Genomic DNA, 14649 nt, shown 5'->3' on the forward strand with positions numbered 1-14649 from the left:
AATCGTTTTTTTGGCGAGTCAAGTGGTTTTCGTGGTCGCGCCCATGCGGCGCATAGCCTTTCATACAGGGGGATTCGGCGGATTCGACCCGCCTGCCATTTATTGTGCTGTTTTCGTCAAAACCGCCGCCGCAGGCAATGCTGTATTGCAACATTCCTGAAACTGTGAATGGACCCTTGCTACTCGCTGGAGAGCGGGGCTACCATCGAGACGTTTCCCGCGGCAGGAAAAACGCGGTTGCGACATGATCGAGGTGCTCATCGCTCCGGACGGATCAGGGACGCAACTGCGGCTGCGCCCCCCACGGGCGCTCGATGCCCGGCAGTTCGTCCTGTTGTTTGTGGTGTTGGCGGGGGTGATGTGGCTGGCGGCTGGCCTGGGCTGGTTCACCGGCAATGTATTCGCCCCCGTGTTTGCTCTGCTGTACAGCGTGTTGCTGGCAGTGGCGCTGCGCACGGTGTGGCGCAGTGGAGAACGGCAGGAAGAGATCCGGGTGGTGCCGGCGTGTGTGGAAGTGATTCCCGCACCCGGGCATTCGCCGGTGTTCAGCGCCCACCCGCACTGGGTGAGGCTGATCGCCGACGAACGCAGAGTCCGGCTGGCATCCAGCGGTCGGCAGGTGGACGTGGGGAGTTTCCTCGCACCGGCCGAACGCCAGGTACTGGCTCAGAAACTAGAAGGCTTGCTCGCGGCCAATGACGGCCGCAACCGACGACGCTAAGGGTCTAGGCAATGAAGCAATGCAGAAAGTGGGGCAGGACGTTCGGGAAGTCAGTGTTGAGCGGGGCCGCGCTGCTGGCGCCGGCCATGGCGTGGGCCCAGGCGGCCGACCCCAAACCGTGGCAATTGAACATGGGCAAGGGGGTGACCCAGAGCTCGCGGTTGGCGTGGGAGTCCAACCTGTTCTCGCTGTGGGTCTGTACCGTGATCGGGGTGCTGGTGTTCGGTGCGCTGTTCTACGCGATCTTCAAATTCCGCAAATCCAAGGGCGCGGTGGCCGCCACCTTCAGCCACAACACCAAGGCCGAGGTCATCTGGACGGTGATCCCGGTGATCATCCTGGTGGTGATGGCCTGGCCGGCCACGGCCAATCTGATCAAGTTCTACGACACCCGCGATTCGGAAATGACCGTCAAGGTCACCGGGTATCAGTGGATGTGGAAGTACGACTACCTCGGCGAGAACGTCAGCTTCACCAGCCGCCTGGACCGTGAGTCCGACCGCGTGCGCCAGAGTGGCGTGGTGCCGACCCGGGACAGCCATCCGCATTACCTGCTGGATGTCGACAACCGTCTGGTGCTGCCGGTCGATACCAAGGTGCGCTTCGTGATCACCTCCGACGACGTCATCCACGCATGGTGGGTGCCGGCGCTCGGCTGGAAGCAGGATGCGATTCCCGGCTTCATCAACGAGGCCTGGACCAACATCGAACAGGTCGGCGTGTACCGCGGCCAGTGCGCCGAGCTGTGCGGCAAGGATCACGGCTTCATGCCGATCGTGGTCGAGGCGGTCTCCAAGGAGGATTACCAGAAATGGCTGGCTTCCAAGAAGCCCGCGCCAGCTCCTGCACCGGAGGCCGCTCCGGCGCCCGCGCCGGCTGCCCCGGCCGAGGCCACCCCGGCACCGGCACCGGCCAGCGAGCCTGCCGCGGCAGCAACAGACAGCAACGCCTGAAATCGAGCCGCGTCCGCCAGCCGGCGGATGCGGGTACCACCGGATACAGTGAGGTGTAGTTGCGATGGCGCATTCCGCAGTTGACCACGACGGGCATCACGGGCATCAGCAGGGGTTCTTCGAGCGTTGGTTCTTCTCGACCAACCACAAGGACATCGGCACGCTCTACCTGCTTTTCAGCTTCATCATGTTCATCATCGGTGCGGCGATGAGCGTGATCATCCGCGCCGAGCTGGCGCAACCGGGGCTGCAGTTCGTCAAGCCCGAGTTCTTCAACCAGATGACCACCGTGCATGCGCTGGTGATGATCTTCGGTGGCGTGATGCCGGCCTTCGTCGGCCTGGCCAACTGGATGATCCCGCTGCAGATCGGCGCGCCGGACATGGCGTTGCCGCGCATGAACAACTGGTCGTTCTGGCTGCTGCCGGTGGCCTTCAGCCTGCTGCTGCTGACCCTGTTCCTGCCCGGCGGCGCACCGGCCGGTGGCTGGACGCTGTACCCGCCGCTGTCGCTGCAGGGCGGCTACAACGTGGCCTTCAGCGTGTTCGCCATCCACGTGGCCGGCATCAGCTCGATCATGGGCGCGATCAACATCATCGCCACCGTGCTCAACATGCGCGCGCCCGGCATCGATCTGCTGAAGATGCCGATCTTCTGCTGGGCCTGGCTGATCACCGCCTTCCTGCTGATCGCGGTGATGCCGGTGCTGGCCGGCGCGGTGACGATGCTGCTCACCGACAAGTTCTTCGGCACCAGCTTCTTCAACGCCGCCGGTGGCGGTGACCCGGTGATGTACCAGCACATCTTCTGGTTCTTCGGGCACCCGGAGGTCTACATCATGATCCTGCCGGCGTTCGGCGTGGTCAGCGAGATCATCCCCACTTTCAGCCGCAAGCCGCTGTTCGGCTACCAGGCCATGGTCTACGCGATCGCCGCGATCGCCTTCCTGTCCTTCATCGTCTGGGCCCACCACATGTTCACCGTGGGCATGCCGCTGGGCGGCGAGATCTACTTCATGTTCGCCACGATGCTCATCTCCATCCCGACCGGGGTGAAGGTGTTCAACTGGGTCAGCACCATGTGGCGCGGCTCGCTCACCTTCGAAGCGCCGATGCTGTGGGCGGTGGCCTTCGTGATCCTGTTCACCATCGGCGGGTTCTCCGGCCTGATGCTGGCGATCGTGGTGGCCGATTTCCAATACCACGACACTTACTTCGTGGTCGCACATTTCCACTACGTACTGGTCACCGGTGCGGTGTTCGGGTTGATCGCCGCGGTGTACTACTGGTGGCCGAAGTGGACCGGGCGCATGTACAGCGAAACCTGGGCCAAGGTGCATTTCTGGTGGTCGATCGTGTTCGTGAATCTGCTGTTCTTCCCGCAGCACTTCCTCGGCTTGGCCGGTATGCCGCGGCGTATTCCCGATTACAGCGTGGCCTTCGCGGACTGGAACCTGATCAGCTCGATCGGTGCGTTCGGCATGTTCGTCACGCCCTTCATGATGGCCGCGATCCTGTGGCACTCGCTGCGTCACGGCGCGAAGGCTGCCGACCGCTGCTGGGAAGGCGCACGGGGCCTGGAGTGGACGATTCCCTCGCCCGCACCGGCGCATACCTTCACCACGCCGCCGACCATCCGTCCGGGTGATCTGGCCCATGACGACATCACCCATTGAGGCCGCTCATGACCAGTACCACCCGCACGCCGGATGAGCAGGCCCTGCAACGTCGCCGCGCGCATCGCACCGCGTGGGCGGTCGGGATCGTCGCGCTGATGGTCTATGGCGGCTTCATCCTCAGCGGGGTGATCGGGCGATGAGCGATCCGCGCCCGGCAACCGCGCGTCATGCGGGCCTGCCCCGCCTGATCGGGGTGGCGCTGGCGGTGTTCGTGCTGACCTTCTCGCTGGTGCCGCTGTACCGCATCGCCTGCGAGAAGGTGTTCGGTGTGCGCCTGGAGCGTGGCCCCGGCGCGGCGGCAGGCACTGCAGCCGCCACCGGCAAGCGCACGGTGCGGGTGGAGTTCGATGGTGGCGTGAATTCCAAGTTGCCGTGGGCGTTCCATCCCGAACAGCTGACGATGGACGTGGTGCCCGGCGAGCTCAACGAGGCGCTGTATTACGCGCGCAATGACAGCGATCGCGCGCTGGTGGGCAGCGCCGTGCCGTCGGTGGCACCGGCCAAGGCGTCGGGCTACTTCAGCAAGACCGAGTGCTTCTGCTTCACCGCGCAGACCCTGCAGGCCGGTGAGAAGCGCGACATGCCGGTGCGCTTCATCGTCGATCCCGACCTGCCGGCCAACATCACCACGATCACCCTGTCCTACACCTTCTACAAGAACGACGCCTTGTCCGCGCAGCTGGCTCCGGCCAGCTTGCCGACCGGCGCGCGTGCAGCTCCCTGATCCGGACCGGACCCAAGACCATGGCCCAGCAAAGCCCCGATGCGAACGTGTACTTCGTGCCCACGCACAGCAAATGGCCGTTCATCGGTTCCATTGCGATGATGGTGACCATGGTCGGCGTGGCCAGCTGGCTCAACGATTCCGGCTGGGGCAAGTGGACCTTCTACGCCGGCATCGCGATGCTGGTGCTGACCCTGTTCTGGTGGTTCAGCGACGTGGTGCGCGAATCGCAGGCCGGCAGCTACAACCGCCAGGTGGATGGCTCGTTCCGGATGGGGATGGTGTGGTTCATCTTCTCCGAAGTGATGTTCTTCGGCGCGTTCTTCGGGGCGCTGTTCTACACCCGCAACCTGGGCCTGCCGTGGCTGGGCGGCGCGGGCGATGGCGTGATGACCAATGAGTTGCTGTGGGACGGGTATTCGGCGGCGTGGCCGACCAATGGCCCGGGTGCGATCGGCGGCCATTTCCAGACCATTCCGGCCTGGGGTCTGCCGCTGATCAATACGCTGATCCTGCTCACCTCCGGCGTCACCCTCACCATCGCGCACCACGCGCTCAAGGCCGGTCACCGCCGCCAGCTGCTGGTCTGGCTGGGCATCACCGTGCTGCTCGGCGTGGGCTTCCTCACCCTGCAGGCGGAGGAGTACATCCACGCCTACAAGGAACTCAACCTCACCCTGGGTTCGGGCATCTACGGCTCCACCTTCTTCATGCTCACCGGTTTCCACGGCGTGCACGTGCTGCTGGGCACGGTCATGTTGGCGGTGATGTGGCTGCGCTCGTCGAAGGGGCATTTCACCCGCGACAATCACTTCGGCTTCGAAGCCGCCGCGTGGTACTGGCACTTCGTCGACGTGGTGTGGCTGATGCTGTTCCTGTTCGTCTACGTGCTGTAGCGTCGGTGCGACCTCCTGCCGCATCGACGCCGGTGCGGCCTCAGCCGCCGATGCCGTGGGGCTTGATCCAACCGCTGTAGATGCCGATGACCACCAGCACGATCAGCGCCACCGATACCGCGATGCGGCGGGTGAGGGCATTGACGGTGCGCTTGGTCTGGCCGCGATCGACCAGCAGGTAATACAGCCCGGCGCCCAGATTCCAGACGATGACGATCAGAAACGCGATTACCAGCAGGGTCTTCAACGAATCATTCATGCGCGGCTCGATGGCGTGGCGGGTGCGCCTATATCACCGCGTTTTGCCGGCGTTGTCATGATGCGCAAGCACACACGCCTGATCGGCTGGATCGCCGCGGTGCTGGTCATCCTCGCGTTCTGCCAGCTGGGCCGCTGGCAACTGCAGCGCATGCACGCCAAAGAAGCGTTGCTGGCCCAGCAGCTGCCCGCCCGCGCGCAGTCGCTCACGCTGCACCAGGCCCAGGCCGCCCCGCCGTTGCTGCGCTGGGTGGAGGATCACGGTCGCTTCCTGCCCGGCACGATCCTGCTCGACAACCAGACCCGCGAAGGCCGCGCCGGCCTCAAGGTGTATCAGCCGTTCCAGAGTGATGACGGCGCACGCGTGCTGGTCGATCTGGGCTGGCTGCCGATGCCGCCGGATCGTGTCATCCCACCGATCACACCGCTTGCCGGCCACACGGCCATCAGCGGCCTGCTGGCGCCGTCACCGGCCACCGGGCTGGCCCTCGGGCCGGCGCTGTCGCCCGCGCCACAGCCGGGCGTGTGGCTGGCCAGCCGGATGCCCCCCGAGGACATGGCGCGCGCGCTGTCGCTGCCGCCGGGCAGCCTGGGCGCGAGCGTGCTGCGGTTGGATCCGGCGCTGCCAGTTGGCTACGCGCGCGATCTGGAGCTGCTGCCCAATACCCTGCCGCCCAGTCGCCATCTGGGCTACGCCGTGCAATGGTTCGGCCTGGCGTTGACCGTGCTGGTGGTCGCGCTGGTCCTGGAATTCCGTCGCCATCGCCGCCGGCGTGGCACTCCCCGGCGCTGACCGGCTCAACATGAGAAAATGCCGCCCATGAATGCCACTTCCCCGGCCCGGCTGCCGTCCCGTTCACGCGGCCGCTGGACCCTGATCGCGTTGTTCGGCGTGTTCTTCGGCGCCATGGCGCTGGCGGGCGTGCTGCGCTTCTCCGGTTGGCAGCCGACCTCGCACCGCAATACCGGGCAGCTGCTGCAGCCGCCGGCCGATCTGCGCGCACTGCCGCCGACCCTGGCCGATGGTCAGCCGTACCCGTGGAACCCCAACGATCGCACCTGGCGGATCCTGGTGGCCCCATCTGCCAGCTGTACCAGCGAGTGCGTCACTTTGTCGCAGGGATTGGGCAAGGTGTGGCAGCTGTTCGGCCATAACGCCGATAATGTCGAGATCCTGTGGCTGGGCACGCCGCCGGCCGAGGTCCAGGGCATGCCCGCACTGCGCGCGCTGCGCGCCCAACCGGACCTGCGTGCCGCTTTGCCCGCCGTGGATGACGCCGCCGGCACGCCTGTGTATGTGATCGATCCCAACGGATTCGTGATCATGCGGTACGCGCCGGGATTCGATATGGCCGGTCTGCGCAAAGACCTGGCCACGCTGCTGAAACTGAAGTGAGTTCCGTTTAGATGAGCCTCTCCGCACGCCCGGTGCTGCACCGCAATTTCCACCGTCTGGCGTGGTTTGCGCTGATCATGACCGCCAGCACGATCATGTTCGGTTCGTTCGTGCGCCTGTCCGATGCGGGCCTGAGCTGCCCGGACTGGCCGACCTGCTATGGCCGTGTCACCTGGCCGCAGCACGCCGAGGAAGTGATCGGCCACGAGGCCGCCAAGATCCGTCCGCTGGAAACGCACAAGGCGTGGCGCGAGCAGGTGCACCGTTTCCTGGCCGGTGCACTCGGCATCGAGATCCTCACCCTGGCGCTGCTGGCCACGCGTCGTCGTCGCTGGGGCAGTACGGCGGTGATCACTGCCTGTGTGCTGGTGGCGACCGGCATACCGCTGTACATGATGGGCATGCACGTCCCCGCGAGCATCATCGCCCTGATCGGCGAAGCGATCCTGCTGATCGCCGCGCTGCGCTGGACCAACATCGACCTGGCCCGTGCCGCCTTGCTGACGCTGGCAGTGGTGATCTTCCAGGCGCTGCTCGGCATGTGGACGGTCACCTGGCTGCTCAAGCCGATCGTGGTCATGGGCCATCTGCTCGGCGGCATGCTCATGTTCGGCCTGCTGGTATGGATGGCGTGGCGCGCCACGCATATGCCGATCACCCTGGCCGAGGCGCCCAAGCTGAAGTGGCTGATCCGCGCCGGCGTGGCCGTGCTGGTCGCGCAGATCGCCCTCGGCGGCTGGGTCAGCGCCAACTACGCCGCACTCGCCTGCGGTGGCGGCAGCGCCTCGCTGGACAATTTCCCGCGCTGCGTCAGCCAGTGGTGGCCGCCGCATGATTTCAAGGAAGGCTTCACCCTCTGGCGTGGCATCGGCGTGGATTACGAAGGGGGCGTGCTCGATGGCGCCTCGCGCATCGCGATCCAGATGGCGCACCGCTTGATGGCGATCGTGGTCGCCGTGTACCTGCTGTGGCTGTCGGTGCGCCTGTTCCGCCTGCCGAGCATGCGCGGCTGGGCGAGCGCCCTGGGTCTGCTGGTGGTGCTGCAGATCACCCTGGGCATCCTCAACGTGAAGCTGGCGGTGCCGCTGGAAGTGGCTGTCGCGCACAGCGGGGGCGCCGTGGCCCTGCTGTTCGTGCTGGTGACCTTGCTGGCGCGCCTGCGCGCGCCGGATGCCGAGGGTGGCAAGGCCAGCGCTGCGTCCACTGCCGTGCAGGCAGGCTGACGGCATGGCCAGTTACCGTCAGTACTGGGATCTGACCAAGCCCAAGGTCGTCGCCCTGATCGTGTTCACCGCGCTGGTGGGCATGTTCCTGGCCATCCCCGGCGTGCCGACCGCGCAGCAGGCGCTGGACGGCGCCCTCGGCTTCCTCGGCATCTGGCTGGCCGCTTCGGCCGCCGCAGCGATCAACCAGCTGCTGGACGCGCGCATCGATGCACAGATGGCGCGTACCTCGTGGCGCCCGCTGGTGGTGGGCAAGGTCAAGCCGTGGCAGGTGCTCGTCTTCGCCGGCCTGTTGATCGCGCTGTCGATGACGATCCTGGTGGTCTGGGTCAACGTGATCACCGCCGTGCTGACCTTCGCCTCGCTGATCGGGTACGCGGTGATCTACACCGTGTACCTCAAGCGCGCGACCTCGCAGAACATCGTCATCGGCGGCCTCGCCGGTGCGACTCCGCCGATGCTCGGCTGGGCCGCGATCACCGGCATGCAGGGCCCGTGGGACTGGGCCTACGCGTCGCTGCTGGTGCTGATCATCTTCATCTGGACCCCGCCGCACTTCTGGGCGCTGGCGATCTTCCGCCGCGAGGATTACGCCAAGGCGGAAATCCCGATGCTGCCGGTCACCCACGGCGTGGCGTACACCCGCAAGTCGATCATGGTCTATTCGATCGCCCTGGCCATCGTCAGCCTCCTGCCGGTCGTGTTCGGCATGAGCGGCATGTTCTACCTGGGCGGCGCGATCGTGCTCAACGCGGTCTTCCTCTGGTACGCCTGGCGCATGCTGAATCCGCCGGACGAACTGTTCTCGATGAAGATGTTCGGCTACTCCATCGTCTACCTGATGGCGCTGTTCGCCTTCCTGATGGTGGACCACTGGATGCTGCCGTTCCTGTGAGCTTCCTGCGCCGGCCTTGAAACCGGCCATAGCATCGCCATTGCTTTCATGACCCCAACAGGACGTGACGGTATGAAGCGATGGCTCTGGATGGCTGTAATGGTGGCTTCGATGGTGTGCGGCACAGCCGCTGCCGTGCCGGCAGGCAGTGTCGCTGACACCGCAACGCAGATAGTGACCTTGGCGGGCAACCACCGGCTGGTGATGCTGGGCGAATACCACGGCACCGCCGAGACACCGCTGCTGGTGGCCGACCTGATGGAACGCTACAGCCGCGACACCGCACCGGTGCGGTTGGGCTTGGAACTGCCGATGAGCGAGAACGCCGCTCTGGCGCGTTACCTGCGCTCCAGCGGCGATGCTGATGCGCGGGCGGCACTGCGCACCTCGCCGTTCTGGCAGGTAAAGGACGACCAGCACGACGGGCGCCGCAGCCGGGACATGCTGGCGCTGATCGAGACGCTGCGCGTGCTGCGCCTGCAGGGGCGCGACATAGGCGTGGCCGGCTATGACATTGAAATCAGTACGTACGACAGCGATATGGATCGCGACGCTGCGATGGCCACGCACTTGCGCCAGCAGTTCAACGCACTGCCGGCCGGGGCGCGGATGGTGGTGCTCACTGGTAACGTGCACGCGATGCGCCACCCCTTCGCGGACGCGCCGCCGGAGATGAAGCACCGCACCATGGCGTCGTACCTGCTGGACCTTCCGCTGTACAGCGTGCGCGTGGAAGCGCTGCGTGGGCAGTTCTGGGGCTGCATGAACCCCTGCCGCGCGCTCACGCTGCGTGAATTGCCGGCGCAGGATCCGGTCGTCGAAACGGATCCGGAACGGTCCTACGACGTGTGGGTGCATCTGCCGGCGCTGAGCGTGGGGACGCTGACGGACCCGTAGCGAGGCCGAATGCCGAGGATGCGGTGCCCTGGTAGGGTCCCTTCCCAAACGACCGCACGCAGACACCACCAGCCCGGTAAGGCATGACCTTTACCGGAGTTCGGCTTTGTAAGCGCCGTTACGTTTGCGACCGCGCTTACCCTCCGCCAATCATCGATACCGGCGGGGCGCTTCTCCGCATCCTGCGACCGCGCCGCGCTGCATCCATGCGCGGTGTCATCTGGGAGACGACCTCCCGGCACTCCCCTCACATGGATGGCGCTTGAGGCACGGTCTCTTGTAAGGAACCCCCGCGTCGAGGGGGGGGGAACCGATTGCACGACCTGCAACGATACACAGCGCTCACTTTCATCAGAAACAACCCCGTAGAAATGACGTCGCGAGACTTTGCTCGCTCAATCTCATGGTGCTCAAGTGACGTCCATAAGAGACATCGGGGTCGTAGCCGCGATGGCTACTGGCCTGCTCATCAGTGCAGAAGCATCTGCTGCGATGAAAACCCTGAGTCGTGCCAACTGTCTGTTGTCCGTCAATGAATCAATCACGTATGACAGGCCGCTTTTCAGGAGAATGCCGGGATCAGCCGCGAGCACACATCATGCGCAAGGTGAACTGAAACCGAGGCACACCCTGGGCGCGCCCAATAATGGAACGGTGTGGTGGCGGTTTCGCGCGGGCGACCAGTCTCACAACGAGCGGATCACGGTGAAGGGCTACCACACTTGGATTTTCAGGGGCAAGGTAAATACCGAAAGCACTTACGCAGTCAACTGCAATCTGACCGAATGGTGACCCTCATGAATTCTTTGGCCGTGTCGTTGCTGATTGTCGCGTCGCTGTACAGTGCCCCGAGCTTCAGTGCCCAGAACGACGTGGATGCGGTAGGAAAGTGGTTGAATGAGCGAACCATGCGCGCCGCAATGGAAGACAGCAGCAATGGAGTGCGCCGCTCGTCGGAGCAGGGTACCTATCAGGTCATTCCCCTGTCTGAGTTGGATGCACCCGAAGAAGTCAAGCAACACTTCCGTGCCGAAATAGCGCTAAGTCGAGCCGGAGTGCGACGGGTTTCCAATGGCGAGATCCCATCGCAGGGCCAGCTGATCTCTTCGCTTCCGAGAACCGTACGTTCCAACGCAGAACTGCGTCGGCGATTGCCTTCGCCGCCATCCGATCTCCAACGCACAATTCTCGGTGCGGCGGAGCTGATCGGAATGGAGCCAAGCGGCGCACTGGATGGGCTCAAATCCACCGGTCTAACCCGTTTCTATCGCGTGAATGGCTTGGGTATCGTCGAGTTCAATGAACACAACTTTCGTGCCCCAGGCAGCAAAGTAGAGGTGATCGCAGAGTTTCAGAACATCCGCGTTAACGGTGTGCCTGCGCAGCTGGAACAAGTCTCGGATGATCTTGGGCGCAGCCGCGCAACGTTGGAATGGGCAGGGGAAAACAAGGCCTACTCGCTGATCGCTATCGGGGAAGGCGACGTGGAGCAAAAAGCCATCGTGTTGCAACAGATCGCCGCTGGTGTGAAAGATTGATACGACGGCGATAACAGCGCAACGCTTCCACGGGCTGTCCTCCGGTAGGGTCGCTCGACAGATGACTTGCGATATCGGCGGTCGTCTGTCGAGCGACCCTACCGCGGGGTGACCGGGTCACGTGCATACCGCTGCGCGATCATCGCGCAGACGATCAACTGGATCTGGTGGTAGATCATGATCGGCAGCACGATCGCACCGAGGCTGCCGCCGGCGAACAGCACCTTGGCGATCGGCACGCCGGTGGCCAGGCTCTTCTTGGAGCCGCAGAACAGGATGGTGATCTCGTCTTCGCGGTTGAAGCCCAGCCGGCGCGCGATGAAGCGGATCAGCGGCATCGCGATGCCGAGCAGCACCGCCGCCACCACGGCCACACTGAGCAGCGACAACAGCGGCGTCTTGCTCCACAGCCCTTCGCTGACCGCTTCGCCGAAGGCGGAGTAGACCACCAGCAGGATCGTGCCCTGGTCGGTATAGCGCAGCAGCGCGCGCTGCTTCTCGACCCAGCGGGCGATCCACGGGCGCAGCAGATGGCCGGCCACGAACGGCACCAGCAACTGCAGCATGATGCTGACGATGGCCTGGCCGGGGTTGTGCATGCCGCCTTCGGTGCCGGCCAGCAGGGCCAGCAGCAGCGGGGTCAGGAAGACGCCGAGGATGCTCGACAGCGAGGCGCTGCACACCGCCGCCGGGACGTTGCCACGGGCGATCGAGGTGAACGCGATCGAGGACTGCACGGTGGATGGCAGCGCACACAGGAACAGCACGCCGATGTACAGCTCGGGCGTGAGCAGCCAGCCATCCAGCGGTTTGAACATCAGGCCCAGCAGCGGGAACATCACGAACGTGCAGGCCAGGATGGTCAGGTGCAGGCGCCAGTGCAGCAGGCCGGCGACGATCGATTCACGCGGCAGGCGCGCGCCGTGCAGGAAGAACAGCGCGGCGATGGCGACGTCAGTGACATCGTCGAGCACCATCGCGGCGGCGCCGTGCATCGGCAGGAAGGACGCCAGCAGCACGGTGCAGAGCAGGGCGAGGGTGAAGTTGTCCGGTCGCAGGCGCGACCACCAGCGGGTCATGGTGGGCAGGTTCCTGTAGAGCAGGGAAGTAAGCGGGGGAAGAAGAGCAGGGTCAACGCGCGGCGTCCTGCTCCAGCAAAACACGGGTCGGCGCTTCCAGCGAGGTCATGCCGGCCGCGCGGCCGAACTGCAGGGCCTGATCCACCGAGGCACCGTCACGCGCCTGCAGCAGTGCCAGCAGCGCACCGGCGCGATTGCCGGAGGCGCAGTGCAGCAGCACCGGGCCCTGGCTCTGCGCCAGCGCGGTACGCAGGGCCTGCGCATTGGCGTCGGTCAGGCCGGCGGCACCGGCAACGGGGATGCGCACATAGCGCAGCCCCAGGCGTTCGGCCGCGGCGGTTTCATCGAAGCCGCGCGCTTCGTCGGGCTGGCGCAGGTCGATCAGCGTCGTGACCCCGGCCGCGGCGGCCTGCTGCAGCTGAGCGGCGCTGGGTTGTCCTGCGGTGTACAGCTGCGGCCGTGGCTGCGCGAAGGGCAGCTCCGCGGCCCAAGCGGGCATGCATAGCGCCAGCAGTGCGGCGATTACGGCAGCGCGGAGCCAGCGGAGAATCGATGCAGCGGGGTTCGCAAGGAGGGAGGCCACGACGGCTCCGTTGGTCAGAAGCGGAGGGTGCTGCGCGCCTTGAGCAGTTCGCGCAGCTCGTACTTGTCAGTATCGTCCAGACCCTGCTGGCTCTGCTTTGCCTGAAGCTCATCCAGACGTTGCATCAGCAGCTGTTTCTCCAGCTGGGCCACCGCGTCATGCAGCTCCTGGGTCCACATCGCCTCGTCGCCTGGCAGGGTCTGCGCGGCCAGCTTGTGCAGCGACTCCTGCTCCTCGCGGCCTTCGAAGTGCTCCAGCAACGCCCCGGTGCTGATGTCCGGGCGCTGTTCGACCAGGGTCAGCAGTTCGGTCAGCAGTTCGATGCCGGGCAGGCGCAGGCCGGTGAAGTGATGGCCGTCCAAGGTCATCGCCAGCGAGGGCTGCTGCAGCAGGATCGCGATGGCCGCGCGCACCAGGCTGCGGCGCTGTGCCGGTGCCACCGCGCGCTGCGGTTGGCGTGAGGGCTGCGCGGATGCACCGGGCTTGGCGCCCAGGCCGGTCAGCGTGGTCAGCTGCTGCTTCATCAGGTCGCCGAAGGCGCCATCGGGAATCTGCGCCAGCATCGGCTTGGCCCGTTCGGCCAAGCGTGCCTTGCCGTCGAGCGTGCCCATGTTGACCTCACGGGTGAGCTCGTCGAAGAAGAACTGCGACAGCGGCGTGGCCTGCTGCAGGCGGGCATCGAAGCCCTCGCGGCCTTCCTTGCGCACGATGGTGTCCGGGTCTTCGCCATCGGGCAGGAACAGGAAGAAGGCCTGGCGGCCGTCCTTCATGCGCGGCAGCACCGACTCCAGCGCACGCCAGCCGGCGCGCCGGCCGGCGGCATCGCCATCGAAGCAGAAGAACACGTCCGGCGCATTGCGGAACAGCAGCTCGGCGTGGTCCGGCGTGGTCGCCGTGCCCAGTGTCGCCACCGCCTGGGTGACGCCGAACTGGAACAGCGAGACCACGTCCATGTAGCCCTCGACCACGATCAGCCGCTCGATCTTCTGGTTGGCCTGGCGCACCTGCCACAGGCCGTACAGCTCGCGGCCCTTGTGGAACAGCGCGGTTTCGGGCGAGTTGAGGTACTTCGGGCCGTCGTCTTTTTCCATCACCCGGCCGCCGTAGGCGATCACGCGGCCACGGCGGTCGAAGATCGGGAACATGACCCGGTCGCGGAACTTGTCGTAGACGTGGCCACGGTCGTTCTTGGAAAACAGGCCGGCGCGGTCGAGCAGCTTCATCCGCCGCTCGTCCTTGCCCAGGGCATCCTTCAGCGCGCTGTAGCCATCCGGTGCGTAACCGATGGCGAAGCGCTCGCGGTTCTCTTCATCGACTCCGCGCTGGTCCAGGTAGGCGCGCGCCTGGTCGCTGCCCTTCAGCGCGGTCTGGAAGAAGCGCGTGGCCGCATCCAGCGCCGAGTACAGATCGCGGCTGTCGTCCTGCTGCTGGGCGGTGCGCGGCTGGGTATCGCGCGGCACTTCCATGCCCACGCGCTTGGCCAGCTCATCGACCGCGTCGAGAAACTCGAGGCGGTCGTAATTCATCAGGAAGCTGATCGCCGTGCCATGCGCGCCGCAGCCGAAGCAGTGATAGAACTGCTTGGTCGGTGAGACCGTGAACGAGGCCGAGCGCTCGTCATGGAACGGGCAGCGCGCTGCGTATTCCTTGCCCTGGCGCTTCAACGGCACGCGACTGCCCACCACCTCGACAATGTCGGAGCGGGCCAGCAGGTCGTCGATGAATGCGTCGGGGATACGGGCCATGGGCAGCAGGCGGGGGCATGGCCGGTCACGGCCACGCACGGAAGCGGGGGTACCGCTAGTCTA

General features: G+C 65.4%; 17 protein-coding genes. 13 read left to right on the plus strand and 4 right to left on the minus strand.

The genetic code is table 11. From position 1 onward, the window contains the following. Positions 1-244: 244 nt before the first annotated feature. The 6 genes from ACW6W5_RS06455 (at position 245) to ACW6W5_RS06480 (ending at position 4972) form a co-directional block, all read left to right on the plus strand. Positions 245-721: a DUF2244 domain-containing protein gene (locus tag ACW6W5_RS06455; RefSeq protein WP_121042248.1), complete on the plus strand. Its 477-nt coding sequence runs from the start codon at positions 245-247 to the stop codon at positions 719-721. Between the two features lie 11 nt (positions 722-732). Beyond that, complete coding sequence (gene coxB, locus ACW6W5_RS06460) at positions 733-1674, plus strand: cytochrome c oxidase subunit II (protein ID WP_152153727.1); 942 nt, start codon at positions 733-735, stop codon at positions 1672-1674. Between the two features lie 64 nt (positions 1675-1738). Continuing rightward, complete coding sequence (gene ctaD, locus ACW6W5_RS06465) at positions 1739-3349, plus strand: cytochrome c oxidase subunit I (RefSeq protein WP_019185997.1); 1611 nt, start codon at positions 1739-1741, stop codon at positions 3347-3349. A gap of 8 nt (positions 3350-3357) precedes the next feature. Next, positions 3358-3492 carry a hypothetical protein gene (locus ACW6W5_RS06470; RefSeq protein ID WP_259462181.1) on the plus strand — a complete coding sequence of 45 codons (135 nt, stop codon included), beginning with the start codon at positions 3358-3360 and terminating at the stop codon, positions 3490-3492. After that, the gene (locus tag ACW6W5_RS06475) at positions 3489-4076 is read left to right on the plus strand and encodes a cytochrome c oxidase assembly protein (protein ID WP_152153729.1); all 588 of its coding nucleotides are present in this window, start codon (positions 3489-3491) and stop codon (positions 4074-4076) included. The genes ACW6W5_RS06470 and ACW6W5_RS06475 overlap by 4 nt, the downstream gene beginning before the upstream one ends. Positions 4077-4096: 20 nt before the next feature. Then, positions 4097-4972 carry a cytochrome c oxidase subunit 3 gene (locus ACW6W5_RS06480; RefSeq protein WP_152153731.1) on the plus strand — a complete coding sequence of 292 codons (876 nt, stop codon included), beginning with the start codon at positions 4097-4099 and terminating at the stop codon, positions 4970-4972. Positions 4973-5012: 40 nt separating this feature from the next. Here the strand turns inward: ACW6W5_RS06480 and ACW6W5_RS06485 are convergent, their stop codons facing one another. After that, positions 5013-5231, minus strand: coding sequence for a twin transmembrane helix small protein (locus ACW6W5_RS06485; RefSeq protein ID WP_019185993.1), 219 nt, complete (start codon positions 5229-5231; stop codon positions 5013-5015). Between the two features lie 57 nt (positions 5232-5288). On the opposite strand from ACW6W5_RS06485, the gene ACW6W5_RS06490 reads away from it, so the two are divergent. The 7 genes from ACW6W5_RS06490 to ACW6W5_RS06520 all read left to right on the plus strand — a co-directional run bounded on the left by ACW6W5_RS06490 (position 5289) and on the right by ACW6W5_RS06520 (position 11179). Continuing rightward, a complete protein-coding gene (locus tag ACW6W5_RS06490) occupies positions 5289-6023 on the plus strand; it encodes an SURF1 family protein (protein ID WP_152153733.1) in 735 nt (244 codons plus the stop codon). Positions 6024-6050: 27 nt separating this feature from the next. Then, positions 6051-6626 (plus strand): hypothetical protein, encoded by a 576-nt coding sequence (locus ACW6W5_RS06495; RefSeq protein WP_102788907.1) that lies wholly within the window; start codon positions 6051-6053, stop codon positions 6624-6626. A gap of 11 nt (positions 6627-6637) precedes the next feature. Next, the gene (locus ACW6W5_RS06500) at positions 6638-7849 is read left to right on the plus strand and encodes a COX15/CtaA family protein (RefSeq protein WP_152153735.1); all 1212 of its coding nucleotides are present in this window, start codon (positions 6638-6640) and stop codon (positions 7847-7849) included. A 4-nt stretch (positions 7850-7853) separates the two neighbouring features. Next, positions 7854-8744, plus strand: coding sequence for a heme o synthase (cyoE, locus tag ACW6W5_RS06505; RefSeq protein ID WP_152153737.1), 891 nt, complete (start codon positions 7854-7856; stop codon positions 8742-8744). 99 nt (positions 8745-8843) lie between these two features. Continuing rightward, entirely contained in the window at positions 8844-9641 is a 798-nt protein-coding gene (locus ACW6W5_RS06510) for a TraB/GumN family protein (RefSeq protein ID WP_121042263.1), read from the plus strand. Between the two features lie 450 nt (positions 9642-10091). Continuing rightward, positions 10092-10433 carry a hypothetical protein gene (locus ACW6W5_RS06515; protein WP_152153740.1) on the plus strand — a complete coding sequence of 114 codons (342 nt, stop codon included), beginning with the start codon at positions 10092-10094 and terminating at the stop codon, positions 10431-10433. A gap of 5 nt (positions 10434-10438) precedes the next feature. After that, positions 10439-11179: a hypothetical protein gene (locus ACW6W5_RS06520; protein WP_147433907.1), complete on the plus strand. Its 741-nt coding sequence runs from the start codon at positions 10439-10441 to the stop codon at positions 11177-11179. A gap of 98 nt (positions 11180-11277) precedes the next feature. On the opposite strand, the gene ACW6W5_RS06525 is transcribed toward ACW6W5_RS06520, so the two are convergent. The 3 genes from ACW6W5_RS06525 to dnaG form a co-directional block, all read right to left on the minus strand. Further along, a complete protein-coding gene (locus tag ACW6W5_RS06525) occupies positions 11278-12258 on the minus strand; it encodes a bile acid:sodium symporter family protein (RefSeq protein WP_152153742.1) in 981 nt (326 codons plus the stop codon). A 52-nt stretch (positions 12259-12310) separates the two neighbouring features. Continuing rightward, a complete protein-coding gene (locus ACW6W5_RS06530; RefSeq protein WP_193222847.1) occupies positions 12311-12757 on the minus strand; it encodes a protein tyrosine phosphatase family protein in 447 nt (148 codons plus the stop codon). A 98-nt stretch (positions 12758-12855) separates the two neighbouring features. Beyond that, the gene (gene dnaG / locus ACW6W5_RS06535) at positions 12856-14586 is read right to left on the minus strand and encodes a DNA primase (RefSeq protein WP_152153747.1); all 1731 of its coding nucleotides are present in this window, start codon (positions 14584-14586) and stop codon (positions 12856-12858) included. Positions 14587-14649 lie beyond the last annotated feature (63 nt).

This window comes from Stenotrophomonas sp. IS26 (assembly GCF_054188265.1).

Bases quoted from the DNA above. Each gene is read 5' to 3' on its own strand.
- ACW6W5_RS06455 (WP_121042248.1), top strand. From the start codon at position 245: ATGATCGAGGTGCTCATCGCTCCGGACGGATCAGGGACGCAACTGCGG.
- coxB (WP_152153727.1), top strand. From the start codon at position 733: ATGAAGCAATGCAGAAAGTGGGGCAGGACGTTCGGGAAGTCAGTGTTG.
- ctaD (WP_019185997.1), top strand. From the start codon at position 1,739: ATGGCGCATTCCGCAGTTGACCACGACGGGCATCACGGGCATCAGCAG.
- ACW6W5_RS06470 (WP_259462181.1), top strand. From the start codon at position 3,358: ATGACCAGTACCACCCGCACGCCGGATGAGCAGGCCCTGCAACGTCGC.
- ACW6W5_RS06475 (WP_152153729.1), top strand. From the start codon at position 3,489: ATGAGCGATCCGCGCCCGGCAACCGCGCGTCATGCGGGCCTGCCCCGC.
- ACW6W5_RS06480 (WP_152153731.1), top strand. From the start codon at position 4,097: ATGGCCCAGCAAAGCCCCGATGCGAACGTGTACTTCGTGCCCACGCAC.
- ACW6W5_RS06485 (WP_019185993.1), bottom strand. From the start codon at position 5,231: ATGAATGATTCGTTGAAGACCCTGCTGGTAATCGCGTTTCTGATCGTC.
- ACW6W5_RS06490 (WP_152153733.1), top strand. From the start codon at position 5,289: ATGATGCGCAAGCACACACGCCTGATCGGCTGGATCGCCGCGGTGCTG.
- ACW6W5_RS06495 (WP_102788907.1), top strand. From the start codon at position 6,051: ATGAATGCCACTTCCCCGGCCCGGCTGCCGTCCCGTTCACGCGGCCGC.
- ACW6W5_RS06500 (WP_152153735.1), top strand. From the start codon at position 6,638: ATGAGCCTCTCCGCACGCCCGGTGCTGCACCGCAATTTCCACCGTCTG.
- cyoE (WP_152153737.1), top strand. From the start codon at position 7,854: ATGGCCAGTTACCGTCAGTACTGGGATCTGACCAAGCCCAAGGTCGTC.
- ACW6W5_RS06510 (WP_121042263.1), top strand. From the start codon at position 8,844: ATGGTGGCTTCGATGGTGTGCGGCACAGCCGCTGCCGTGCCGGCAGGC.
- ACW6W5_RS06515 (WP_152153740.1), top strand. From the start codon at position 10,092: ATGGCTACTGGCCTGCTCATCAGTGCAGAAGCATCTGCTGCGATGAAA.
- ACW6W5_RS06520 (WP_147433907.1), top strand. From the start codon at position 10,439: ATGAATTCTTTGGCCGTGTCGTTGCTGATTGTCGCGTCGCTGTACAGT.
- ACW6W5_RS06525 (WP_152153742.1), bottom strand. From the start codon at position 12,258: ATGACCCGCTGGTGGTCGCGCCTGCGACCGGACAACTTCACCCTCGCC.
- ACW6W5_RS06530 (WP_193222847.1), bottom strand. From the start codon at position 12,757: ATGCCCGCTTGGGCCGCGGAGCTGCCCTTCGCGCAGCCACGGCCGCAG.
- dnaG (WP_152153747.1), bottom strand. From the start codon at position 14,586: ATGGCCCGTATCCCCGACGCATTCATCGACGACCTGCTGGCCCGCTCC.